Source organism: Pseudoalteromonas sp. A3, from assembly GCF_025942345.1.
Taxonomy (GTDB): domain Bacteria; phylum Pseudomonadota; class Gammaproteobacteria; order Enterobacterales; family Alteromonadaceae; genus Pseudoalteromonas; species Pseudoalteromonas atlantica.
In genome coordinates this window covers 1-24,872 of the sequence record NZ_JAPCKL010000006.1, presented here as the reverse complement: position 1 = coordinate 24,872, position 24,872 = coordinate 1, and the positions used below count along the sequence as shown (strand labels likewise).

At 39.6% G+C, this 24,872-nt stretch carries 22 protein-coding genes and 1 tRNA gene; 10 read left to right on the top strand and 13 right to left on the bottom strand.

Going from position 1 to position 24,872, the window contains the following annotated elements; all coding sequences use genetic code 11:
• Positions 1-166 precede the first annotated feature (166 nt).
• From OIZ54_RS12085 to OIZ54_RS12075, 3 genes are all read right to left on the bottom strand, one after another.
• Entirely contained in the window at positions 167-643 is a 477-nt protein-coding gene (locus OIZ54_RS12085) for a YcxB family protein (RefSeq protein WP_138578528.1), read from the bottom strand.
• A 156-nt stretch (positions 644-799) separates the two neighbouring features.
• The gene (locus OIZ54_RS12080) at positions 800-991 is read right to left on the bottom strand and encodes a hypothetical protein (RefSeq protein ID WP_004587517.1); all 192 of its coding nucleotides are present in this window, start codon (positions 989-991) and stop codon (positions 800-802) included.
• Positions 992-1,043: 52 nt separating this feature from the next.
• Complete coding sequence (locus tag OIZ54_RS12075) at positions 1,044-1,217, bottom strand: DUF1328 domain-containing protein (RefSeq protein ID WP_002961939.1); 174 nt, start codon at positions 1,215-1,217, stop codon at positions 1,044-1,046.
• Between the two features lie 527 nt (positions 1,218-1,744).
• Here OIZ54_RS12075 and OIZ54_RS12070 point away from each other — a divergent pair.
• The 5 genes from OIZ54_RS12070 (at position 1,745) to OIZ54_RS12050 (ending at position 6,220) form a co-directional block, all read left to right on the top strand.
• The gene (locus tag OIZ54_RS12070; RefSeq protein ID WP_024031602.1) at positions 1,745-1,990 is read left to right on the top strand and encodes an OadG family protein; all 246 of its coding nucleotides are present in this window, start codon (positions 1,745-1,747) and stop codon (positions 1,988-1,990) included.
• A gap of 9 nt (positions 1,991-1,999) precedes the next feature.
• Positions 2,000-3,778: a sodium-extruding oxaloacetate decarboxylase subunit alpha gene (gene oadA / locus OIZ54_RS12065; protein WP_248463345.1), complete on the top strand. Its 1,779-nt coding sequence runs from the start codon at positions 2,000-2,002 to the stop codon at positions 3,776-3,778.
• Between the two features lie 11 nt (positions 3,779-3,789).
• The gene (locus OIZ54_RS12060) at positions 3,790-4,920 is read left to right on the top strand and encodes a sodium ion-translocating decarboxylase subunit beta (RefSeq protein ID WP_264390473.1); all 1,131 of its coding nucleotides are present in this window, start codon (positions 3,790-3,792) and stop codon (positions 4,918-4,920) included.
• 138 nt (positions 4,921-5,058) lie between these two features.
• Positions 5,059-6,030 carry an aldo/keto reductase gene (locus OIZ54_RS12055; RefSeq protein ID WP_004587521.1) on the top strand — a complete coding sequence of 324 codons (972 nt, stop codon included), beginning with the start codon at positions 5,059-5,061 and terminating at the stop codon, positions 6,028-6,030.
• A gap of 13 nt (positions 6,031-6,043) precedes the next feature.
• Positions 6,044-6,220 carry a hypothetical protein gene (locus OIZ54_RS12050; RefSeq protein ID WP_004587522.1) on the top strand — a complete coding sequence of 59 codons (177 nt, stop codon included), beginning with the start codon at positions 6,044-6,046 and terminating at the stop codon, positions 6,218-6,220.
• Between the two features lie 76 nt (positions 6,221-6,296).
• Here OIZ54_RS12050 and OIZ54_RS12045 read toward each other — a convergent pair whose 3' ends face one another.
• Positions 6,297-7,610, bottom strand: coding sequence for a peptidoglycan DD-metalloendopeptidase family protein (locus tag OIZ54_RS12045; protein ID WP_004587523.1), 1,314 nt, complete (start codon positions 7,608-7,610; stop codon positions 6,297-6,299).
• A 379-nt stretch (positions 7,611-7,989) separates the two neighbouring features.
• On the opposite strand from OIZ54_RS12045, the gene tyrS reads away from it, so the two are divergent.
• A complete protein-coding gene (gene tyrS, locus OIZ54_RS12040) occupies positions 7,990-9,189 on the top strand; it encodes a tyrosine--tRNA ligase (RefSeq protein WP_024031606.1) in 1,200 nt (399 codons plus the stop codon).
• A 69-nt stretch (positions 9,190-9,258) separates the two neighbouring features.
• On the opposite strand, the gene OIZ54_RS12035 is transcribed toward tyrS, so the two are convergent.
• The 4 genes from OIZ54_RS12035 to folE2 form a co-directional block, all read right to left on the bottom strand.
• On the bottom strand, positions 9,259-10,203 hold the full coding sequence (locus OIZ54_RS12035) for a cobalamin biosynthesis protein (protein WP_264390472.1): 945 nt from the start codon (positions 10,201-10,203) through the stop codon (positions 9,259-9,261).
• Entirely contained in the window at positions 10,204-10,911 is a 708-nt protein-coding gene (gene mtnN / locus OIZ54_RS12030) for a 5'-methylthioadenosine/S-adenosylhomocysteine nucleosidase (protein ID WP_004587526.1), read from the bottom strand.
• A gap of 119 nt (positions 10,912-11,030) precedes the next feature.
• Positions 11,031-11,627, bottom strand: coding sequence for a DUF2726 domain-containing protein (locus OIZ54_RS12025; RefSeq protein ID WP_024031608.1), 597 nt, complete (start codon positions 11,625-11,627; stop codon positions 11,031-11,033).
• 114 nt (positions 11,628-11,741) lie between these two features.
• Complete coding sequence (gene folE2 / locus OIZ54_RS12020; RefSeq protein ID WP_264390471.1) at positions 11,742-12,662, bottom strand: GTP cyclohydrolase FolE2; 921 nt, start codon at positions 12,660-12,662, stop codon at positions 11,742-11,744.
• Between the two features lie 226 nt (positions 12,663-12,888).
• Between folE2 and arcB the strand changes: the two genes are divergently transcribed.
• On the top strand, positions 12,889-15,207 hold the full coding sequence (gene arcB / locus OIZ54_RS12015) for an aerobic respiration two-component sensor histidine kinase ArcB (RefSeq protein ID WP_248463341.1): 2,319 nt from the start codon (positions 12,889-12,891) through the stop codon (positions 15,205-15,207).
• A 14-nt stretch (positions 15,208-15,221) separates the two neighbouring features.
• On the opposite strand, the gene arcA is transcribed toward arcB, so the two are convergent.
• From arcA to trmB, 4 genes are all read right to left on the bottom strand, one after another.
• Positions 15,222-15,938 (bottom strand): two-component system response regulator ArcA, encoded by a 717-nt coding sequence (gene arcA / locus OIZ54_RS12010; protein ID WP_264390470.1) that lies wholly within the window; start codon positions 15,936-15,938, stop codon positions 15,222-15,224.
• A 489-nt stretch (positions 15,939-16,427) separates the two neighbouring features.
• On the bottom strand, positions 16,428-18,032 hold the full coding sequence (locus OIZ54_RS12005) for a sensor histidine kinase (protein ID WP_029772454.1): 1,605 nt from the start codon (positions 18,030-18,032) through the stop codon (positions 16,428-16,430).
• A gap of 154 nt (positions 18,033-18,186) precedes the next feature.
• Positions 18,187-19,212, bottom strand: a complete 1,026-nt coding sequence (locus OIZ54_RS12000) for a methyltransferase (RefSeq protein WP_264390469.1) — start codon at positions 19,210-19,212, stop codon at positions 18,187-18,189.
• A 44-nt stretch (positions 19,213-19,256) separates the two neighbouring features.
• On the bottom strand, positions 19,257-19,982 hold the full coding sequence (trmB, locus tag OIZ54_RS11995) for a tRNA (guanosine(46)-N7)-methyltransferase TrmB (protein WP_264390468.1): 726 nt from the start codon (positions 19,980-19,982) through the stop codon (positions 19,257-19,259).
• 161 nt (positions 19,983-20,143) lie between these two features.
• Here trmB and mutY point away from each other — a divergent pair, with 161 nt between their 5' ends.
• Together mutY and OIZ54_RS11985 are read left to right on the top strand one after the other, a co-directional pair.
• Positions 20,144-21,205, top strand: a complete 1,062-nt coding sequence (gene mutY / locus OIZ54_RS11990; protein ID WP_264390467.1) for an A/G-specific adenine glycosylase — start codon at positions 20,144-20,146, stop codon at positions 21,203-21,205.
• Between the two features lie 33 nt (positions 21,206-21,238).
• On the top strand, positions 21,239-21,511 hold the full coding sequence (locus OIZ54_RS11985) for an oxidative damage protection protein (RefSeq protein ID WP_004587535.1): 273 nt from the start codon (positions 21,239-21,241) through the stop codon (positions 21,509-21,511).
• Between the two features lie 50 nt (positions 21,512-21,561).
• On the opposite strand, the gene OIZ54_RS11980 is transcribed toward OIZ54_RS11985, so the two are convergent.
• Positions 21,562-24,336 (bottom strand): hybrid sensor histidine kinase/response regulator, encoded by a 2,775-nt coding sequence (locus OIZ54_RS11980; protein WP_264390466.1) that lies wholly within the window; start codon positions 24,334-24,336, stop codon positions 21,562-21,564.
• A 337-nt stretch (positions 24,337-24,673) separates the two neighbouring features.
• Here OIZ54_RS11980 and OIZ54_RS11975 point away from each other — a divergent pair.
• Positions 24,674-24,749, top strand: a tRNA-Phe gene (locus OIZ54_RS11975).
• Positions 24,750-24,872 lie beyond the last annotated feature (123 nt).

The following is a 24,872-nucleotide window of genomic DNA, read 5'->3' as shown; positions in this document are numbered from 1 at the left end:
CTTAACTAAAATAAGCACTCATTTTTTACTTTACTGTGAGCAGAGGAATAGAGTTAAAGGTACTATAGGTATGCAAAACCATCATTTTTCGGCTGATTTCCTAAAATATTAGGCCTTGAGTGAAACAGAGCTAACAAGATATGTCGTGTAGCAGTATAAAGCTATTTTAATGGCTTTTTACTGCTAACTTTTTGTTTATAAAATCGCGCATTTCATCGGTTAATACACTGCTAGAAATATATTGCATACCTTTATTATGGTGCACTAAGTAGCCGTGGTTAGTTTTAATAATATGGGTTATTTCTGCCCACTTAAATGTATGGCTTTTATAGTGGTTTTCGGTGCTAATAGCGTCATCGGTAAACGAAAGAGTAACCGTTGAGCCCGAAGCACGACTAAACATTTGGCGCGTAACCCACCAAGGCCTGCGGTAATAAAAGGCAACGCATTCTAATACACCCAGCATTATTAAAAATGTACCTAGGTAATGATCATCCATAGCGTAAATACTAATTAAACCTAAGCACACCAGTAATGCCAGCAAAAAATACTTTGGCTTGGCTGCTTTACTATAAGAGTGGGACTCGTCAAAGCATTCGTAGTAGTAGGGTTTATCGAGTGTGTAAGTGGTGGTCAGTGCCATAATTGCTAATAAGTAATAGTTTTCGCTATTTTAACAAGCTAGCGTAAAAATCACACCCGTTAATGTAGGCTATGCATTATAAGAGTTAGAAGCCGCTTTTTATTAGCGCACAAAAAAACGGCTTATTAAAAGCCGTTTTTTACGTTACCAAACAGATTAACAGTTAGTTTCTTCTGCGTTAACGCCTTCTTTTACATTTTCGCATGCATCTTCAACAGAGTTTTGCACGTCAGTTACTGCTTCATCAATACGCTCACCTGCTTCTTCTGCATGGTTGTCTTCACAACCCATCATAAAGAAACCTGCAAATACGGCGATTAGTGCTGCTTTTAAAGTTGTTGAGTTCATAATGTAATTCCTTGTATATGTTGATTGTTTAGTGTTTTAAGTATGTTAGTAGCTACCTGGGCGATTTACCGCGCAGCGCACCTGAAACTAAAGAAATCACTAAAAGTACTAAAAAGATAAAGAATATAATTTTTGCTATACCAGCTGCGGCACCTGCGATACCACCAAAACCTAACACTGCAGCGATTAAAGCAATAACTAAAAATGTAATTGTCCAGCGTAACATTGTTTTCTCCTTGGTTATCAAATTCGTTCGAAAGTAATAATGCCAGTTGCGTGCCAGAGTTTAATTTTATTATTTTTCAATATGTTATGGTTTTTGGGGCGAAGATTATAAATTTAGGATTGGTAAGTTTTACGTTTAACGATGTAACTTATTCACACTATTGTAAAGAGAGTAAAAAAATAAATATTTTTTGCGCGCTGCTTTACTAGTCTTGGTAAGACCAATTTACATTTTAGCCAAGCTGATTTTTTACCTGCCGTTTAACTTACTATTTTTTATAGTTTTTAAGTTTTTTTGGGTTTAACCATATAACCTTTGCCTATAACGGTTATTTTTATCATCTATATCTAAGCTAATTTAACCCTGTATTAGCTATGTTAACTATTGTGACTGTATGTTAGTTTAATTTTAATTGGTTTTACCAATTGACAGGTGGTGGACAAAGTTAAAAGTTTTGTTATCATTCGGTGAATAATTATTTAAATAAAGCGGTTTTTTATATCGCTATATAGTGCAGGGGGAGAAAAATGGATATAGGAGCTGTACTCACAACCGCAGGTAGCTTGATGCTTACGGGCATGGTGGGCGTGTTTGTATTTCTTTCAATATTGATTGGTGCTGTGTCACTCATGTCTAACTTGGTTGCTCGTTTTGACGAGGCTGAAGTTGCAATACCGGTTAAATCACCATCTTTAAAATCTCAAGGTGTGCCAAACGAGCACATCGCTGCTATTAGTGCTGCCATTGCTCAGTACAAATCAAATAATAAATAAGAGGCACACATGGCTAAATTAAAATTAACAGAACTTGTTTTACGCGATGCTCATCAGTCTTTACTTGCAACCCGTATGCGCTTAGATGACATGCTACCTATTGCTAGCAAACTTGATGATGCCGGTTATTGGTCTATTGAGTCGTGGGGCGGCGCTACGTTTGATTCGTGTATTCGTTATTTAGGTGAAGATCCGTGGGAGCGTATTCGTGCCCTTAAAAAAGCAATGCCTAATACTAAACAGCAAATGCTATTGCGCGGGCAAAATTTATTGGGTTACCGCCACTATGCCGATGACGTGGTAGAAAAGTTTGTAGAGCGTGCCCACAAAAATGGTGTAGATGTATTTCGTATTTTTGACGCCATGAACGATGTACGTAACTTAGAAACGGCAATTAAAGCAGCTGTAAAAGTAGGAGCACACGCACAAGGCACTATTTCTTATACTGTAAGCCCTGTGCATACTCTTGATATGTGGTTAACCCTTGCAAAACAGCTAGAGGATTTAGGTTGTCACTCTATTTGTATTAAAGATATGGCAGGCTTATTAAAACCATACGATGCAGAGCAACTTATTAAAGGGCTAAAAGAAACCGTTTCTATCCCTATTGCTATGCAGTGCCATGCAACCACCGGTTTAAGTACCGCTACGTATCAAAAAGCCATTGATGCAGGCATTGATATGCTTGATACCGCTATTTCTTCAATGAGTATGACTTACGGTCATTCAGCTACAGAAACCATTGTAGCAATTGTTGAAGGTACGCCCCGCGATACCGAATTAGATTTAAACCAGCTAGAAGAAATAGCGGCTTATTTTAGAGATGTACGTAAAAAGTACGCTGCCTTTGAGGGGAGCCTTAAAGGTGTTGATGGCCGTATTTTACTCGCACAAGTACCTGGTGGCATGTTAACCAACATGGAAAACCAACTTAAAGAGCAAGGCGCAGCAGATAAGCTAAATGAAGTATTACTTGAGATCCCACGCGTGCGTGAAGATTTAGGTTTTATCCCGCTAGTTACTCCAACATCGCAAATTGTAGGCACACAAGCAGTACTAAATGTGCTTACGGGTGAGCGTTATAAAACAATTACCAAAGAAACCGCCGGTGTTTTAAAAGGCGAGTATGGTTTAACACCAGCACCTATGAATAAAGAGCTGCAAGAGCGAGTGCTTGATGGCAGCGAGGTTATTACGTGTCGCCCTGCAGATAATATAGCCCCAGAGCTTGCATCGCTTGAAGCAGAGCTGCAAAAAGAAGCGCAAGAACAAGGCTTAACACTTGCTGATGAGCAAATAGATGATGTGCTTACCTATGCATTATTCCCACAGGTTGGCCTTAAATTTATTAAAAATCGCAACAACCCAGATGCCTTTGAAGCAGTGCCAAGTGCTGATGATGCAAACGCTAAGCCTGCAGCAAAACCTGCAAGCAACAAAGGTGTTAGCGCTGAGCAATACAGCGTTAAAGTTGACGGTAAAGTTTACGATGTAGTGGTTGCACAAGGTGGCGAGCTTAAAGAGGTAACGCTAAAAGATTCAGAGCACTTACCACAATCAGCATCGGTTGCATCAGGTGAAACACTGAATGCGCCACTGGCGGGTAATATTTTTAAAGTAAAAGTAAAAGCAGGCCAAGCCGTAAACGAAGGCGATGTGGTTGTTATTATGGAAGCGATGAAAATGGAAACCGAGGTTCGTGCAATGCACTCAGGTACTGTGGCTGAGGTCTTAGTGTCTGAAGGTGATGCTGTGACAACGGGCGATGCAATTATAGCGATGGCGTAGGAGTAGCTTTAATGGAAGGTCTTTTAAACCTTTGGCATGCTACCGGCATTGCTAACTTTACGTTTCCTGGCTTAATAATGATTGCGGTAGGGTGTTTGTTGTTGTTTTTAGCCATTTCTAAAAACTTTGAACCCCTATTACTGCTGCCGATTGGCTTTGGCGCAATACTGACTAATATTCCGGTTGCTGGGCTTTCTGACCCAGGTGGTTTGCTTTATTACGTGTATTACGTAGGTATTGATACGGGGATCTTCCCTTTATTAATTTTTATGGGAGTAGGGGCGCTAACCGATTTTAGTGCGCTTATTGCCAACCCGCGTATGTTATTACTGGGTGCAGCCGCGCAGTTTGGTATTTTTGCCACCTTGTTTGGGGCCATTTTATTAAACTATGTACCTGGCTTTGAATTTAGCTTACAAGATGCCTCAGCCATTGCCATTATTGGTGGTGCCGATGGCCCTACAGCCATATTTTTAGCATCTAAGCTTGCCCCTGATTTACTAGGTGCCATTGCGGTTGCTGCTTATTCTTACATGGCGTTAGTGCCAATTATTCAGCCGCCTATTATGCGCGCATTAACTACACCTGATGAGCGTGCTATTAAAATGCCAGAGCTGCGCAAAGTATCTAAAAAAGAAAAAATAGTATTTCCTTTAATGGTACTGAGCTTAACCGCTATGTTTTTACCAGCGGCTATTCCCTTAGTAGGCATGTTCTGTTTAGGTAATTTAATGCGTGAGTCTGGTGTTGTGGATAGGCTTAGTAACAGTGCCCAAAACGAAATTATTAATATAACCACGATATTTTTAGGTTTGGCAGTGGGCTCTAAACTAGCGGCTGATCAGTTTTTAACTGTAGAAACCATTGGTATTTTGGTGCTCGGTGCGCTGGCATTTGCTATTGGTACAGCGTCGGGTGTGTTTATGGCAAAAGGCCTTAACAAGCTTTCTAAAACACCTATTAACCCTTTAATTGGTGCTGCGGGTGTATCAGCTGTACCAATGGCGGCGCGTGTAGTTAATAAAGTTGGGCTTGAAAATAACCCACATAACTTTTTACTTATGCATGCTATGGGGCCAAACGTAGCTGGAGTACTAGGAAGTGCCGTAGCCGCAGGTATATTACTGGCGCTTGTTGGCTAGTATTTAGGATTTAATCCAACCGATTAGCGCAGTTTACTGCGCTTTTTTTATGCCTATAAAACTGCACGTATTAAAGTTTGTTTGCAGACGTGTTTTTGTTTACAGTGAGGGCTATGCACACTAATAAGGATAGTCATCATGCTTCACACCCCTTTGGCAAAATATTTACCTCATGTTAGTAGACTCGTTTTTGGCTGTATGGGCCTAGGCGGCGGTTGGAATAAAGACGCCATTACTAAGGCTCACTTAAAGCAAACTCACGAGTGTATTGATGCAGCCATAGCTGGCGGCATTAACTTTTTTGATCACGCCGATATTTATACCTTTGGCAAAGCCGAGCAGGTATTTGGCCAAGCACTAGCTGAGCGACCAGAGCTGCGCGAGCACATGTATATTCAATCTAAATGCGGTATACGCTTTGAAGATGATAAAGGCCCTAAACGTTACGATTTTTCGGCCAAGTGGATTGAAGAGTCAGTTGAAGGTTCACTTAAACGTTTAAACACCGATTATCTTGATGTGCTTATGCTTCATCGCCCTGATCCGCTAATGGAAGTAGAAGAAATTGCACAAGTATTTAGCTGTCTTCAAGAAAGCGGCAAAGTACGTAATTTTGCCGTATCAAACATGCAGCAGCACCAAATGAACTTTTTACAACATGCCCTAGATATGCCTATTGTTGCTAATCAAATTGAAGCAAGTTTACAAAAACACCAATTTGTTGATGAAGGTGTTTATGCAGGTAATGCAGATGGAAAAGATCTTAACTTTACACCGGGCAGTGTAGAGTATTGCCGCCACTTTGATATTCAAATACAAAGCTGGGGAAGTTTATGCCAAGGGCTATACACAGGGGGCGATTTAACAAATGCATCGCAAGCCGACATAAATACCAGCATACTCGTAAATAAGCTTGCTGCACTTTACGATACAACGCCTGAGGCGATTGTTTTAGCTTGGTTATTACGCCACCCTGCATTAATACAGCCAATTATTGGCACAACGAACGTTGAGCGTATTGCAGCGTCATGCGGTGCGCTAAATGTTACGTTAAGTCGCGAACATTGGTATGCATTGTATGTAAGCGCCAAAGGCCATGAATTACCATAATTAAGGTTTAGGAATGAATATATTTGTTATTTTAATTTGCTTGTTTGTCGCTCTAGCGGTGCTGATACCTTTGCTTGAAAAGTACCAAGGTAAAATGGGGTTGGATGGCGCAACTAAATACAGCAAATATATTTGGCCGCTGGTTATGGTTTCTTTAGTCGTACAGCTAATTTATGTATTAATGAACTAATAAATTAATAAAAAACACAAAAAAGCCTTTGCAGGTTAACCCTGCAAAGGCTTTTTTAGTATCTATAACTTATACGTTACTTAAGTGCTAGCTGTAGTTCGCGATTGCGTTCAAGCTGTGCAATAAAGTTTTCGGCAATAGGTTTAAACTTAGCAAGTTCAGAGCGTGGTAATGGCTCAGACTTAGGTAACTTAACGGTTTTAGGATTACGGTGTACACCATTTACTAAAAATTCGTAGTGTAGGTGCGCGCCTGTTACACGGCCGGTAGAACCCACTGTACCAATTTTGTCACCTTGTTTAACCTTTTGGCCTGTTTTAACAAGCTTTTTGTTAAGGTGTAAGTACTTAGTTACGTACTGTGTGCCATGGCTTATAAATACGTAGTTACCATTGTACTTACTGTAACCTGCTTTAATTACTTTACCGTTACCCGAGGCTACAACCGGTGTGCCTGTACGTGCTGCGTAATCAATACCACGGTGCGCTCTTACTTGCCCTGTTACTGGGTGTAAGCGACGTGGGTTAAAGCTCGAGCTAATATACTTAAAGTTTACCGGCGCACGTAAAAATGCTTTTTTCATGCTGCGCCCTTCAGGCGTATAAAAGCTGCCGTCGGTATGGCGAATAGCCGCATAACGCTGGCCTTGGTTTATAAATTCTGCGGCAATAATTTTACCAGTGCCAATAAACTCGCCATCAACATAATGTGATTCGTAAATTAGTCCAAACTGATCGCCCTTACGAATATCGTTGGCAAAATCCACATCCCAACCAAATATATCAGCAAAGTTCATTATTTGGCGCTCGCTTAAGCCTGCAGCAATTGCTGAGGTCCAAAAGCTGCTAGAAATTTCGCCACCGGCTGTTTTGCTCAGTGTTTCTATTTCTTTGCTATCTATTGATGTGTCGTAATTACCTTCGTCATTTAAGGTAACAAACAAAGTATCTGTTTTTGAAATAACATAACGAAGCTGAGCTAAATCACCGTTTTCTGCTGTTGCAAAACTAAGTATTTCACCTGGGTGAATTTTAGTTAGTTTGCGTGTTTCAGCATTGGTGTTAATTAGCTTGTGAAGCGTTTGCGCTGAAAAGCCAGCACGCTTGAAGATAATTGCTAAATTATCGCCGTTTTTAACTTGATGATCGACTAAGTCGTATTCTGGCAGCTTTTCTGCTGCTTCTGGCGAATTTAATTCAGTTAATTTTTCGTTGTCTTCAACTTTAACTTGTAACTCGTAACGCTTACCAATTTCTAGTGCATTTGCACTATTGTCTTTGGATGCAGTCGCTTTTTCTGAAGGAAGAAAGGCTAAGCCAACAATAGCAGAAACCAAACCTAGAATAAGCAATTTGTGTTTTTTGGGAAGCGTGTTAACCACGTGAACCATAACGTGCCTTTTCTGCTGTCGTGAAAATAAAATATATATTAATGCAGGATATACGTAATAAGGTACGAATACTAGTAAATAAAGCTAAAAGCCCCGCAAATGTTAGTAAAATGACAATTTATAGTTGTTTAAGTTTATCGATTTAAACTGATTCTAAAGTGCGCTAAAATCGGCGTTTAAACACCATTTCTAATTGCCTAACACAGTGAGACTAAGCTTATTGAGTTTAGTTGCATTATTCGCATAAAAAATTGTTTTAATTAGGTAGAAATTTGTTATGTTAGCAACATAAGTGCTTTTGGTTTAAATCTGTTTTAAACCCTTATGTAGCAAGTCATCTAGTTGCCCCTTCGTTGGCAGAATTTTGGAGTAATACACAGTGGATTTACAAACCGCTCTAGCAGAGATAAAACGCGGTGCAGAAGAGATATTAATTGAAGACGAATTAGTTGAAAAACTAAAGTCGGGCAAAAAGTTAAAAATTAAAGCCGGTTTCGATCCTACCGCGCCAGACTTACATTTAGGTCACACTGTACTAATTAATAAAATGAAAACCTTTCAAGATTTAGGTCATGAGGTTATTTTCTTAATTGGTGACTTTACCGGCATGATTGGCGATCCAACAGGCAAAAATGTAACACGTAAACCACTGACCCGTGAAGATGTACTTGCCAATGCTGAGACTTATAAAGAGCAAGTTTTTAAGATTTTAGACCCAGCTAAAACCACCGTTGCGTTTAACTCTTCGTGGATGGAAAACCTGGGTGCCGCAGGTATGATCAAACTTGCAGCTAATCAAACTGTAGCGCGTATGCTAGAGCGTGACGACTTTAAAAAGCGTTACGGCAGCGGCCAACCTATTGCAATTCACGAATTTTTATACCCACTCGTACAAGGTTGGGATTCGGTTGCACTTGAGTCAGACGTAGAGCTTGGTGGTACTGATCAGCGCTTTAACCTTTTAATGGGCCGCGAGCTTCAAAAAGTAGAAGGCCAAAAGCCTCAAACAGTATTAATGATGCCATTGCTTGAAGGCACTGACGGCGTTCAAAAAATGTCTAAGTCGCTTGGTAATTACATTGGTATTACTGATGCGCCAAACGATATGTTTGGTAAAGTAATGTCGATTAGCGACGTACTTATGTGGCGCTACTACGACTTACTAAGCAGCTTATCAATCGAAGAAATTGCAGCGCAAAAACAACGCGTAGAGCAGGGCACTAATCCGCGTGATATTAAGATTGAGCTGGCGAAAGAGTTAATTGCACGTTTTCACAGTGAAGAAGCTGCGCAAGCCGCACACGATGACTTTATCAAACGTTTTCAGAAAAAAGCGCTACCTGATGAAATCCCTGAGCTGACAATTACCATTGCAGAAGAAGGTATTTTAATTGCTAACTTACTTAAAGAAGCTAATTTAGTAGCCAGTACTTCTGAAGCAATGCGCATGATTAAGCAAGGTGCAGTAAAACTTAACGGTGAAGATAAAATCACTGATACAAAACTTGAAGTAGCAAAAGGCACGACCGCTATTTACCAAGTAGGTAAGCGTAAGTTTGCCAACATTACTGTAGCGTAAGCGCAGTTAAAACTAAAAACCAGCTTAGGCTGGTTTTTTTGTGCGCGCATTTTGGCTGCTAAAAAACCACTAAATCAGCTTTAATATCTCAATACTGATAATGACTAACAGCCAAAATGCACGCGCTTGATTTAATCTATTTATGATCACAGGGACGTCTTCGGCTTTTGGGAGTCTCTCGGTTCCAATACGCATTTTATTAAAACGCTTACCAAAATAAACCGCAGGGCCGCCTAGCTGTACGCCAATAGAGGCGGAGCACACACTTAAAATCCACCCTGTATTTGTTTGATAAAAGTGTCTGCCATAGTGCTTTATGTAATGCATACTTTGTTTACTGGCTTTGCTTGCGGCAATGGTTAATGCAAGTGAGCGTACGGGGATAAATTCGATTATAAACAAAAGTATTTTAAGCGGTTTTAAAAAGTGGCTATTAGGTGAAATATCGGTGCGCCAAGCATGCTGCATTAAAGTCAGTAGCCGATACGCTAAAGCGGCAATTGGCCCAAGTAATAAAAATATAAATATAACGGTAAAGTAATTACGGGCAGTTCGTAAAATTAAGCTTTCAATTAAGGCTTTGATAATACCTGGCGCTGAGAGCTTATTGACCTCTCGGGCAAGCAGTGGCTTTACGAGTTCACGCGCGGTAGATTTTTGGTTTTGTTTTACTAACTTTGCAACACGCAGGGCTTTTTTTTCAATCGCTTTGCTTTCTAGGCACAAATATAAAATGAGGCCCGCTAGCAGCTCAGGATAAAAGGCAAATTCAAGCAGTAACACAATAATAATAAGAATAACGCTTAAAACTAGCGCACAGGCAAGAGTGGAGGCTAAATAAAGGTAACTTTTAGGCTCACTTGGTTTATAAACCCGTTTTCCTATAGCACTAAATACAGCGGTTAATACTGTATTAGGGTGATACCAGCTTTTTAACGGGAAAAAGCGCTCAGCAATGAGCGCCACAAAAAAGGCAATAAAGTCCAAATGGTTTTGAACAATATTGCTTAGCATTTACAGTGTAACTTTTGTTAGTTTTTCCAATAGTGCAACAACCATTTTTGATGAATTGATTGATGCAGTCTCTAAGTATTCTTCAAACGATTGCGGCGACTCTTTACCGGCAATGTCAGACATAGAGCGAATAACCACAAATGGCGTATTAAGCGCAAAACACGTTTGTGCAATAGATGCGCCTTCCATTTCTACTGCAAGCATTGTAGGAAAGTCGCTGCGTGCTTTATCAATTCGTACTGGATCACACATAAATGAATCACCCGTACAAATTAAGCCGACTAAGGTTTTTACTTCGCTAATTTGCGCAATGGTTTGCTCGGCAGCTTCAACTAGTTTTGGGTGTGCGGCAAAGCCTGCTGGCATTTGTGGAACTTGGCCAATTTCGTAGCCAAAAGCGGTTACATCTACATCGTGATGACGTACTTCTGAAGAGATAACAACATCGCCAACACTTAGAGAGGGATCAAAGCCACCGGCAGAACCTGTGTTAATAACACAATCAGGATTAAAGTTATCAATTAATAACGTGGTTGCAATCGTTGATGCCACTTTACCAATACCCGATTGCACAAGTGTTACTGTATTACCTGCTAATTCGCCTGTGTAAAAGGTAAACCCTGCTTTAGTTAGCACTTGTGGGTTTTGCATTGCTTCACGTAAAATTTTAACTTCTGGCTCCATTGCGCCAATAATACCAACATTCATAGTGTTTGATTCCTGAGTTTGAATACGTAGATTATACGTGAAGTTAGCAATAAAAAACAAAAAAGCGAGCTGTTTTACGGCTCGCTTTAAATACTTTTAGGAGAGTATTTAATTCTATTTTAAATTTCGGCTAACGCAGTGGTTTGCGCTTTAGCCTGAGAAGGTGACAATACCGCAGGTTTACTTACACGATTACGTGTTGGACGAGCCGATTGCACCGCTGCAGGTTTGCCTAATTTAAACATAATTGCATCGCGCACCTCAGAAGGGCGGTAGCCTGATTTTACTTTCATACGAATATGTGGAATGCCAGCAGATTCTAAAGCGCCGTTTACAAACCAGTCGCGCTGCGCTTTGTGGCCATCTTTATTGGCGTTGTTAACCAAATCGACCGCTGCCACTATCGTCATTTTTTCTTTATCTACCAGCACAAAATCGAGTTGTTTATTTTTAGCTTTAGCTAAAGCTGCACGTTTTGATTTAGCAGAAAGGCCTTGCTTGCAGTCGATTACATCGATGAGTTTGACGCGGCTCACAATTTTATATTGATCGCCTACCGCACGCTCTAAAAGATTTAAAAATGCACCCTCAACCTGTGTAAACACGGTTTGTTTGCGGGTAAAAGGATAGGGATTGCCGCCATCATCACTAAATTTTGACGCAACCACAGAGGCCCCAACCACTAATACTAAAATTGATAATAAAGCGAATTCCATACGGTAACTCCATAACAACAAATTGACACTGCTCAAGTAAAGCAATTTACGTGCCTAAAAATTGGTTGTTATGGCTAATTACCGTATGTATTTATTATTAATGCAGCAGGGCTGTTAGGCTTTGTAACCGCCCTCAATTCCTTTAACGGCAATAGCGACTGCATCATGCGCATGGAGCGATTCGTAATGGTTGATTTGTAGCCAGTAATCACTAAAGTTATCGTTTTCAAGAACCGCTTTAATTTTACGTGCAGCGTCTTCACAAAACATTAAATTTTGACCGTTAAGGCGGGCAAATTCTTGCTCATCTTCACGTTTTACTGCCGCTTGTACCGGGGTTTTTAGTTCAGCTTCTAATGTATCAATTAAATTTACTACGTCAAATTCACTAATCGTGTTGTCTAGCTTTACTTTAACGTTTGCAATTGAACGCTGTGAGTGAGGCGTTGCCACAATACCCTGCGTTGTACCTAGCCATGCTAAAACGTCTTTTTGATTAAGTGTTTCTTGATTAAACTTTTCGCTAAAAGCATTTTGAATAAGTTGGCGAGCAAGTGCTGCAGAGCATGGACAGGTTGATGAATAAGTAACATCAACGCTTAGCTCGTAGCTAATTGCGCTATTTTCAATAGTGCTGGTTAGGGTAATTGGGTAGCTTTTCCAACCTGCTTTACCGCTTAACAACGATTTACGACGCAGCGGTAATTCAAATTTAAACTCTATTTGAGCTTTGTCACTTAATCCTTCGTGGCTGGTGATAAAGGTATCGAGTGCTTGAGCTAAAGTTTGTGGGTTAACTTGTTGCTCTGTTGAGAGTAAATCAAGCGCTAAAAATAAACGCGACATATGAATGCCTTTAGCGTCTTCTTTATGCAAATTAACAAAGGCACGCGCTTTTGCGTTAACGGTAACGGGTGCTAAATCTTTCGATTCAAAAATAAATGGCAGTTCTATTTCGCCCATACCAACCCAGTCTAACTTACCTGTTTGTAAGGCGGGAGCCGTATCAGCTATATCGGGCATGTTGGTTTGCATGTGCGCTACTCGTTATTGGTCATAATAAAGCGCAGCATTTTACACTAAATAATTTATTGCTGAAATGATGAGTTTAACAAGTAGGCAAAAGTAAACATGAAAATTTTCTGTTTTTGTCGCACAACATGAATATAGCTAATAGAAAAATGCTAAAATCTGCTGCAAAATGCGTTTGACTATTAATAGGCACTTTTTATTTATGCCTAGTAACGAGATACACTGACCTATGACCGATTCTTCTTTGAGCCCTTGGGCTCGAGTACTTTCTAGTTTAATAACTCGCTTTGGCGAGTTAAAAACCGCGGCAATGTGCTACGCGCTTTTATTAGGCGTGTCGCTTATATTGTCGAGTATGTTTTATTATGTGGCACTGGGTGAGGTTAATTTAGTTGATATTTTAGCTGTGGTATTTTTTACTGCGGTTGTATCTCCCTTTATGATCAGTATTTTACTCAACTCGATTAGACAATTAGATGCCTCATACGCTTATTTAGACAGCGCCACAAAACAAGAAAAGCTGTTAAACCAAACATTAAAAGATAATATCAACCGCCTCAACATTGAAATAGATGAGCGAAAAATGGCTTTTCATGCCAAGCATCGCGCCATTGAAGAGCTTCGCCGCGAAATAGCAGAGCGTAAAAAAACACAACAAGAACTAGCTCAGCAAGGCATGCTCCTTCGCTCTATTGTCGACTCTTCTCCCGATTTATTTTATTACCGAGATAACAACGGCGTGTTTGCCGGCTGTAATAAAATGTTTGAAGAGGTTATGGGCAAAACCAGCGCTGAACTAATTGGTAAAACAGTGGAGCAGATTTTCCCAAGCTACTTTTTAGCAGAAGTACTCAGAACCGATAAACAAGTCGAGCAAACGCATCAAGCGCTGACAATTGATGTTGAATATATGGTTAATGGTGAAAACCGTTGGTTTGAGCTGCGTAAATTACCGTTTATAAACGATCAAGGTGACTACATAGGTTTGCTTGCATTTGGCCGTGATATAACCAGCCGTAAAGAAGCAGCACAAGCGCTTGAAACAGCCTATAAGGATAAAGGTAAGTTTATAGCAACGCTTAGTCATGAGCTGCGCACGCCATTAAATGGCATTGTAGGTTTAACCCGCATGCTGCTTGATACAGAGCTTAATAAGCAGCAACGCAGTTGGTGTAATACGGTGTTTTCGAGTGCTGAAACCTTAGGTAATATTTTTAACGATATTATAGATTTAGATAAAATAGACCGAGAGCAATTAGATATAGCAACCGACTCTATTAACGTTTCAGACTTTATTAACGATGTAGTGAACTTTGCCGGCTTAATTGCTGAACAAAAAGAGCTTGAATTTTCAATTGAGCGAAATGGCACATTAGATGTTTATGCACTCCTAGACCCAACGCGTTTACGCCAAGTGGTATGGAACTTAATTAATAATGCCGTTAAGTTTACCCAGCATGGCGAGGTAAAACTCACATGTAGCCGAGAAGAGCGTAACGATGGACCGTGGCTTGAACTTAAAATATCAGACACAGGGCAGGGGATCCCAGAGGATCAACTCTCGCGCATATTTGATATGTACTACAAAGCCCCAGATTTAAGCGGTAAAAACGCGATTGGCTCAGGCATTGGTTTAGCCGTAACCAAAGCGTTGGTCAGTGCAATGAAAGGCACTATTTCGGTAACCAGTACAGAAGGTGAAGGCAGCTGCTTTACCGTGCACATACCGCTTAGCTTATGTGTAGCGCCTACCGAACAAAGCTATGCAGGTAGAGGTTTATATATTTTACTTGTAGAGGATGTGCCATTAAATGCTGAAATTGCGACTAACCTGTTAGAGCAGCGCGGCCATGAAGTAATTTGGGCCGAAACGGGTGAAGATGCACTCTCGTTTGTAGAAACCGAAGACGAGCTAGATTTAGTACTACTTGATATGCAACTGCCCGATATAAATGGTGATGAGGTGGCAAGACAAATACGTGCCGATAGCCATTTTGATAAACTACCTATCGTTGCGCTTACAGCGAATGTACGTAGCGCCGAAGAAGACTTAGAAGGTATTTCGGTGCAAGGGGCGCTTGCTAAACCGATTAATACAATAAAGCTTGATAAAATGCTAGCTGATTTGTTTGATATTCAACAAAGTGAATCAGACAAACCGCTGCTCACGGTAAGTAAAGAAGCGCTTGAGGGCATTAATGCAGGTGTGCTTGATGTTGAAACCATTGAAGACTTTGTAAACTCTATGGGGCTTGAAGTATTTAAGCGCAGCAGTGGTTTGTTTGAAAAACTAAACCCGCAATATCAGCAAGAGCTGCAAAGCGTGTTAAATGCAAACGACAGGGAAGAGTACAAATCGGTGGCGCATAAGCTTAAAGGTGCTGCGGGCTCTGTAGGATTAAACGACGTACAGTTACATGCTAAAAAGATGGAACACGGTGCGCTTGATGAATCAGATGAAGTACTAAAAGAATGGTTGGATACATTGGCAGATAAAATAAATGAAGGACAAATTGCCCTTCATTCGTTTTTACAATTATTAGAGTAAGCGGTTTACTCTAATTAAGCGTCGATTTTACCAATAAAGCGGTAACCTTCACCATGGATGGTGCTGATTAGCTCAGAAGTAGAATTATCACTTTCGAAGTGCTTACGAATACGACGAATCGTTACATCTACTGTACGGTCATTAGCGCGAAGCTCACGGCCAGTCATATGCTTAATAAGTTGTTCACGGCTAAAAATACGCCCTGGAGAATCAAGCATTAAACGCAGCGCTCTGTATTCACCTTTAGGTAAACGCTTAGCATCACCATTTGGTGACGTTAAACAACGGCTGTTTTCGTCAAGTTCCCAACCGTTAAATGTAATTACACCGTTGGTTTCTAGCACTGACTCTTCGCTGCCTAGCGCTGTACGGGTAATTAAGTTGCGAGCGCGTATAGTCAATTCACGAGGGTTAAAAGGTTTAGTGATGTAATCATCAGCACCAATTTCTAAACCTAAAATACGGTCTACATCGTTATCACGGCCGGTTAAAAAGATTAAACCGACTTTACGTTTTTGGCGTAATTCACGTGCTAATATTAGCCCGTTTTTACCCGGTAGGTTGATGTCCATAACTACAAGATTGACGTCATCATTATTTGTAAGCTTGTCATGCATATCATCGCCATCAATGGCTTCAATAACTTTGTAACCTTCAGCTTCAAATAAACTCACGAGGTTTAGTCGAGTTACGTCTTCATCCTCTACGATTAGAATGACTGGCGTTTGCATTATTAATTAACCTTTTTGGAATATTTTATTTACAAAAAATCGAATCTTAACTAAATAATTCGATTACTAGAGATTATAGGATTATACCCAAATGTTAACAAGAAAAAACAAGTTGGATAAAAATAAAACAGTAGGGGTGTTCCAAACTAACCAAAAGGCATTGTGCAAAAACTACTGTTTAATGATATATAACGGATGCAGCTTTTGAATTATGAAAACGAAGCCATTTCCTTTAATAATTGATACATCCACCAATCGCTTAAAGGTACTAAAAATAATCGCGCAAATTCAAAACGGAATTATATCATTTTATAACCTTTCATCAATGTATGTGATACTGCAAAAGCAATAAAGTTCAGAAATTGTATCGCTTAATTATTAGATCAAGTTAAATAATTAAACATGAAATATCACATGCTCTCTCTATAAGGTCATTAAATGGTAATTCAAGTAAAAAGCGTAAATAAATACTCTTTTTTTAAACACTTTTTATGGAATTGTAATAACAAAGCGTACGCCGGGTTTTGCATCTAGGTCATACAGTATATGCCCACCTAGTGCTTGGGTTACCAAGTTGTACACTAAGTGCATGCCTAAACCACTTGCCCCTTGGCCTCGCTTAGAGGTTACAAATGGGTCAAATATCCTGTTTTTGACGTTTTTATCAACGCCTTGGCCGTTATCTGTGTAGATTATTTTTATTTGTGGGCCTGTTATTTCTATATCAAACTTAATTTCGTTATTTTCGCTATTGCTAAAACCATGAATGGCAGAGTTTAAAATAAGCTGTTGGAATATTTGTTGTAGTGGCTCAGATTTACTCTCAATGGTTAAATCACTCGGACAATTGATCACAACGTTAGGCTTTGACTTTATTAACTCTGATTGAATCGACATTAACACATCAGATATTAACCTATGAATGTTTACATGGGTTTTAATCCCGTCATCTTGAATTACAGCTACCTTTTTAAAGTTAGAGATAAGGTCGGCCGCACGATTTAGGTTTCTATAAATTAAATCAAGGTTTTCGATACCTTCGTCAATAAAGCGTTTTAATTGGTTAGAAGTTAGAGACTTATTATCAAAACTAAGCTGAATATCGGCAAGTTTATCGCGCAGCAAGGTTGAGCCAGTAATACCTAGGCCAATTGGGGTGTTAACCTCATGGGCTACGCCGGCTACCATTTGCCCTAAAGATGCCATTTTTTCGTTTTCTACTATTTGTTCTTGGTATTGGTGCATTCGCTCAAGGGTAGAAAGCAGCTCTTGGTTTGCTTCACGCAGGGCTATTGTTCTTTGGCTTACCTTTTCTTCTAAGCTTTGGTTGAGTTGTTTAATCTCTAGTTTGTCTTTTTCATGACGTTCTATTTGCTTACGGGTGCGAGTAAGCATGATATTTAAGCTGTTTGATAAGGCTGTAACCTCTTTTACGCTGGTGCTTGGTGCGCGTACGTCATAGTTATGATTTTTTGATACGTCTTGTAGCAATACACTTAAGTGTTCAATAGGGTTAGCGATACTTTTTTGTGTTTTTATCGCTATAAAGTACACAAAAAACAAAATAAACAGGGTAAGGAAAATATCTATAATAATTTTTTGTTTTATAAATTCATCTAGGCTTTCTAAACTACCACGCATGTAAACGTAACCCACCACCTGCTCGTTATTAAGCACAGGTGTTATTAGCTCAATGTAGTTGTTGGTCGCTCTTGGCTCGTTAAGCTCTTTAATGCTGTCTACGCGCAGCGGAACAGGTGGGGTTTTTTTAGCATTAAAGCTAATAAAAAATACAGGTTTACTCGATGTTTTCTCTATTGCGTAAATATGAATGTTTTTAACAAGGGGAATTTTATCAAACGACTTAAGGCGTTTTTCTTCTGTTTTTCTGTCGTCTTTTACCAATGAATCAGCGGCATCAAAAGCAACAATATCGGAAAGGATCACGAGCTTGTTTATGATCAGTTCCTTTTGTTCTTTTACACTCATATAAGTGGAAATTGAAACCGATAAAGTTAAACAAATAGCAGTGATAAGCATGATGGTGTTGATCAGCGCTTTTCGAATACTTTTTTGATGTACTTTTTTTGGCATTATTGCTGCATCGCCTAAGCATGAATATTTATATTTAGAACCTTAGTTTAGCAAAAACCATAGAAAGTGAAGGGAAATAGTGAAATTAATTCTGATATTTATTCGAAAGTTAGGCTAAGTATTAATTACACTTAGCCTAATTAAGTATAATTAGTTAGCTACTGTAAACGGCAAATTTGTTATTTTTGTACACAGTGTGGAAGCTACCAAACTGCGCCTCTAAAATTGGCGGGTATTTTAAAAAGCTATTAGCCACTATGCTTAGCTTTCCTACCTTGGTTAAGTGCTGCTTAGCATTTGATAAAAATGCTTCAGCAATTGTGTAGTCGGTCGCTATGCCAGTATGAAAAGGCGGGTTACTAACTATTAAATCAAACTTGCCGCTAATACTTTTTAAGCCATCACTTAAAATAGTGCCGCCTTTAATATTATTAAGCTTTAATGTTTGCTCAGTAGCATAAGTTGCAAGTGCGCTCACATCGCTGCAAGTAAAAGTCAGTGCTGGGTTTTTAATACCTAAAAAAGTGGCTATTAAGCCCGCACCACAGCCAAAATCCAGTACATTACCTTGTTTAGTGGTCGGGGCATTTTCTAGTAGCATTTTTGTGCCAGCATCTAAAGCGCCGTGGTTAAATACACCCGGAACACTGATAGCATCAAACTCTACTCCTGCTACATTTACTCTAAACGTTTTATGGTAGCGGCTAATCTCAAAGGTTGGGTTGTTCTCTAGTTGCTCAAATGAGAACAAAATACAATGCTTAGCAGAGTCAATTTTATTACTGTACTGCGCTTTGCCCGCGAGCTGCTTTTCTATCGATTTAACGCCACTTTTATTTTCGCCTACCACAAGTAGCTGTGCTTTTTCGTTAATAACGGCGCGAATATTATCAAGTGCCATTAATACTTCAGGCTTTGATTTTGGGTAGTAAAGAATGACTAAATCGTAATCGTTGGCGGCCATTTCATGGTTAACACACACATCTATGCCATTTATTTTTTTAGCAAATTCCCCATTAGCATGGTTATAACTAAATGCGGTGATGGCACTTTGAGGATTTAGCTGCTTTAGCTCTGCTAAAAAGCCATCTTGAACAAAGTTGACCACCAAGATAGATTTTCCCACTAGCTCTTCGCTATTACGAAGTAACAGTAAACTTGGGTTGGTTAATACGCTCATAAATGGCTTTGCCTTACAAATTATTGATTAGTAAATTGGTGTAATTATTTTGTGCGCTCAAACATTAAGTCCCACACGCCATGACCTAAACGGTGGCCGCGCTGTTCAAACTTAGTTAGCGGGCGCGAATCAGGGCGAGGTACGTAGTCGTTGGTTGATGACTGGTTTTTATAGCCTGGCGCTGCTTGCATAACTTCTAGCATGTGCTCGGCGTAGTTTTCCCAGTCAGTAGCCATATGAAAAACACCGCCAATTTTTAATTTGCTACGCAGTTTTTCAGCAAATTCTGTTTGCACTATACGGCGTTTATGATGACGCTTTTTATGCCATGGATCAGGGAAGAATAACTGCAGCGTTGTTAAGCTTTCATCTGCAAGGCAGTCAGCGAGTACTTCTACCGCATCGTGTTCAAATACACGTAAATTAGTAACACCGGCTTCATCTGCATCCATTAAACATGCGCCAATGCCTGGGCGATGTACTTCAATACCAATAAAGTTTAGGTGCGGTGCATTTTTTGCCATTTCAACTAATGACTTGCCCATACCAAAACCAATTTCTAATACTACATCATTGTTATTGCCAAATACTTGAGCTAAGTCGAGTAGGCCGTTTTTATGCTCAAGCCCCATAGTTGGCCAGCATTTTTCAATTGCGGCAGCTTGGCCTTTAGTTAAGCGGCCTTCGCGTTTTACAAAACTGCGAATTGTGCGGATATACTTACCTTCTTGCTTAGCTTGCTCAAGGTTGTTGTTACTTGATTCACTCATATTATTGGCCTGACAAAAACAATGTGTTTAAAAATGGTTGCGTATTATCCCTGACCACGCAGCTAATCACAAGTATTAGCGTGTTATAGCGCCTTCATAGCTTGATCTTTTTATTAACTGCAATAGACTGAGCCGCTATTGAGCATGAGTAAAAGTAGTATATGTTGGATTTAAATAAACAGCAGTCAGACAAATTTGCTAACCAAGTGGTTCAGTGGTATCACCTTCATGGGCGTAAAACACTGCCTTGGCAACTAGGTAAAACACCGTATAAAGTGTGGGTGTCAGAAGTAATGTTACAGCAAACGCAAGTTGTTACGGTTATTCCATACTTTGAAAAGTTTATGGCAAGCTTTCCAGATATCATTGCTTTAGCAAATGCAGATGAAGATTTAGTGCTGCATCATTGGACTGGCTTAGGTTACTACGCACGGGCACGTAACTTACATAAAACGGCCAAAATAGTGCGAGATAAATACCAAGGTAAATTTCCAACTACACTTGAAGAAGTCATGGATTTACCCGGAATAGGGCGCTCTACGGCAGGTGCGGTATTATCGCTGTCGCTTGGCCAGCACCACCCTATTTTAGATGGTAATGTTAAGCGAGTGCTTGCCCGTTATTTTATGGTTGAAGGGTGGTATGGGGTAAAAAAAGTAGAAAACCAACTTTGGCATTTGTCTACCCAGTTAACCCCTAAAAACAATGTGACTGAGTTTAACCAAGCCATGATGGACTTGGGCGCCAGCCTTTGCTCTCGCAGTCGCTTTGACTGCCAAGCGTGCCCACTTAATAGCGATTGCGCTGCATTTAATGCCGGTAAAGTAAAAGAGTTTCCTCATTCTAAACCTAAAAAAGCGGTTCCTAAAAAGAGTTGTCACCAATTAATTATTCAACATGACGAGAAAGTTTTAATGGAAAAACGCCCAAGTAGCGGTATTTGGGGCGGTCTGTTTGGCTTTTTTGAGTTTAATGAATACAGCGAAATGCTGTTATTTTTAAATCAGCAAGGCTTAAAAACTGAGCTGGAAGAGTTAACACCTTTTACTCATGTGTTTTCGCATTTTGAGCTGACAATAAATCCACATGTGCTTAATATTAATAACGTACCGGATGTCGTAAACGATAAACAACTTGTGTGGTACCCACTCGATCAATCTATAGAGGTGGGTTTAGCCGCACCGACTAAAAAGTTGGTTAAACAAATGAGCCCAATAGGTTAAACTATTAGCATTTAGCGCTTAAGAGAGTCAATTATGGCACGTACAGTATTTTGTCAAAAGTTACAAAAAGAAGCCGAAGGGCTTGGATTTCAGTTATACCCTGGTGAACTAGGCGAGAAAATTTTTAATAATATTTCTAAAGAAGCGTGGGGCCAGTGGCAGCATAAGCAAACTATGCTAATTAACGAAAAGCATTTAAATATGATGGACCCAGAGCACCGTACGTTTTTAGAAGAGCAAATGGTTGGCTTTTTGTTTGAAGACAAAGACGTAGAAATTGAAGGTTATCGACCTCCTGAAAAGTAATTTTTAGGCATAAAAAAAGGGCTATATAGCCCTTTTTTTATAGCTATATTTTATAGCGTTTCTTCATCAGTATTCGCTGAGCGCACTTGCTCTTTTAAAAACTGCGCAGCTTTAGAATATTCAATTTCAAGGGTATCTCTTTGCGCTATTAGCTCATCAATATCAAGCTCTGCATTTCGACACTTCTCTTCAAACTCTTCTGCACATTGCGCAACGGCCTCTGCACCAATAGTTTTAGAGATAGCCTTTAGCTGATGACAAGCACTGCTTATCTCGTCTCTGTCATTAACCATAACGCCGGAATTAATACTTTTAATTAGGCTTTGGCTTTGCTCTAAAAACATTTTGAAAAAGCGTAATTGTTTGGCTTCGTCGCCGTTTACATAAGTAGATACCGCGTCCATATTAATAGGCATGGCAGGCTTTTGATGAATAACAACAGTTTGGTCTTTATTATGCTTATCATACCAACGCTTTAAGGTATCTTCTAAGGCATTAAGCTCTATAGGCTTAGTAATAAAGTCATTAATACCTACCGCCAAGCAACGCTCTTTTTCACCTTTGAGCGCATTGGCAGTAACCGCAATAATATAAGGCTGAGCGTCTATAGAGTCTAACAACTCGGCTTCATCACGAATTTTTTCAACCATATCGTAACCTGACATTTTTGGCATATGTAAGTCGGTTAATATGAGCGAGTAATTGTTTTGACGCCACATATCTAAACCTTCTTCACCGTTATTTGCCACTTCAACGCCATAGCCAAGTATATGCAGTTGGTCGGTTAAAACTTGCTGGTTTAGTAGGTTATCTTCTACTAATAAAATGAGTTTATTTGCATCGCGTGCTTGTTCAACATTTAAATAATTGTTGAGAGTTTTTGTTTTTTTAATTTGTTTAGGTTGATGCAAGCCTGCTGCTACCAATATCGACATCATAAAGTTAGATTTACAAAGCGGTGAGGCATTAATATAAAATACATTTTTATGGTTTATAGCGGCTTCATCAAGCTTACTTAATACCACCACTTGTTGATTATTATCTTCAAGTGAGTAAATAAGACGACGCAGTAAAGAGTTAACTTTTTCCATATCATCTATGCCATCGACAACCCATATAATGTCGTGCTGCTCTTGTTGAGCTTCTATTTCTTGCTGGTTGTGCACGTAGGTAATTTTAGCGCCCATAAACGATAAATAGCGGTACATTGCTTTTTCGCGCTCTAAATGATTGCTCACTACCACTACATGTTTGCCATTGAGCGCATTTTTATGTGCGTACTTAATTTTTCCTGAGGTACCAAATGGAAGCTCAACGGTAAATTCGCTACCAATGCCTGCATGGCTAGTTACATTAATAGTACCGAGCATAAGCTCGGTTAAACTTTTACAAATAGAAAGCCCTAAACCAGTGCCGCCGTATTCACGGGTAATTGAGTTTTCGGCTTGCACAAACGGGTTAAATATTTCTCGCAGTTGCGCTTGGGTCATGCCCTTGCCGTTATCGGTTACGCAAAAACGCAGCGTAAAATGATCCGCCGTATTATGGGCCACTTCTACCGATATTTTTACGTGCCCTTGGCGTTTATCATCAGTACTGGTGAACTTAATTGCATTACTACAAAGGTTATACAGTACTTGGCGAACCCGTATTGTATCGCCCGTTAAATTAGTTGGAATATCTGGCGCAATAGAAAGCTCTAAATCTAATTTGCGCTTTTTAGCAACAGATGAAAGCACGCGAGCAACCTCTTCAATCGTATCAGTAACTGAAAAAGGCGTAGGGTCAATATTTAGCTTACCCGCTTCAATTTTAGAGAAGTCTAAAATATCATCCAAAATACTTAATAGTGAAAACGCTGACTCACGGATAATAGTACTTAAACGATGCTGCGCGCCATCAAGCTCTGTTTGTCTTAATAAATCTATAGTGCCAATAACGCCGTTCATAGGGGTGCGAATTTCATGGCTCATAGTGGCTAAAAAGGTCGTTTTAGTTTCGCTAGCGCGTTGTGCTTTTAATGTCGCTTGCTCTAATGCAATTGTTCTTTGTTGTACTTCGCTCTCAAGGCCTGTTTGTAATTTTTGAAGCTCTTTTTGCGCAGCCTCTTTTTCAGACATTACTGAGTTAACTTTATCTAGCAGCAAGTTAATGTTTTTAGCCACGCCAGATAAGCCTAAGTCTAGTTTTTCACTTACTTTACTGTCGTAATTGCCATTTTCGGTAATCGCTTGAAGTTCTTCATTTAATAAATGACTACTTTTACGCAAGCGAGTATTTATATAGGTATTAAATAGTAGGGCTAATGCAAATAAGGCAAACACGCTTACAATTGCAATAATATAGGCTATTACTTGCGAGTCTTGCTGCGTTAAAGGCGGTGCTGGTAACTGCTGTTTTATTATTAGCTCACCAATAGGCTGGTCGTTCAAAAGCAATATATGGTGCAATATACCTTGCTCAGTTAAATGCTCATCTACTTTTTTGGACTCGATAGCGGGTTTAGTGCTGCTATATACAAGTTGGGTTTCTGAGGTGGCATTAAAGCGATAGAGCGTATATTCAAACTCATCATCTAATACTGAGGTAAGTTCAAGTAGCTGGCGAACCTTGCCTTGCCCATACATAGTAAGTGCATCTACCATTGGTAAATCAAGTTGTTGTGCTAGCTGCGTAATACTTACTTTTTGTTTGGCTGCTGGTGCAGGTTGTGTGTTTTGCGAATAAAACGCAAAGGCAACAATAGCAAGCGCTGTTACTGCAATATTAATAATTAAAAAAAACGGCAGTAAGCCTTTTACCGGCGAAGAGAGTTTACTCTGCATTGATTGTTCCCATTGGTATTTGTCTGTACGATAAGCCTTAACGCATTATCAATGTGATCGTATCATTTACATTAAATAATACACTACGTTTTTAGTCTGGTTTAATTGGTTAAATTAAGGTTTTTCGTAAGTTTTTGTTGGATAAATAAACATTAGTATATAAAAATACGCTTTGTTGTGTAAAAACCGTTCAAACAGTTGTAAAGAGTAAAAAAAAAGTTGACTTGTAAGGGCAAAACTCGTTTAATACGCCGCACGCCCAGATGGCTCAGTCAATAGCGCTGAGTGGGAATTGCATTAAAAATCCTTTATGGTTTTTAATTAGCACTGTTAAAGTGCCTCGATAGCTCAGTTGGTAGAGCAGAGGATTGAAAATCCTCGTGTCCCTGGTTCGATTCCGGGTCGAGGCACCATTTATTAAAGTAGTGGTGTTTAATCAATAGTTTAAACGTTATTACGCGTGCCTTAGCACACAGTTTAGTGTGCCGACTTAGCTCAGCTGGTAGAGCAACTGACTTGTAATCAGTAGGTCAACC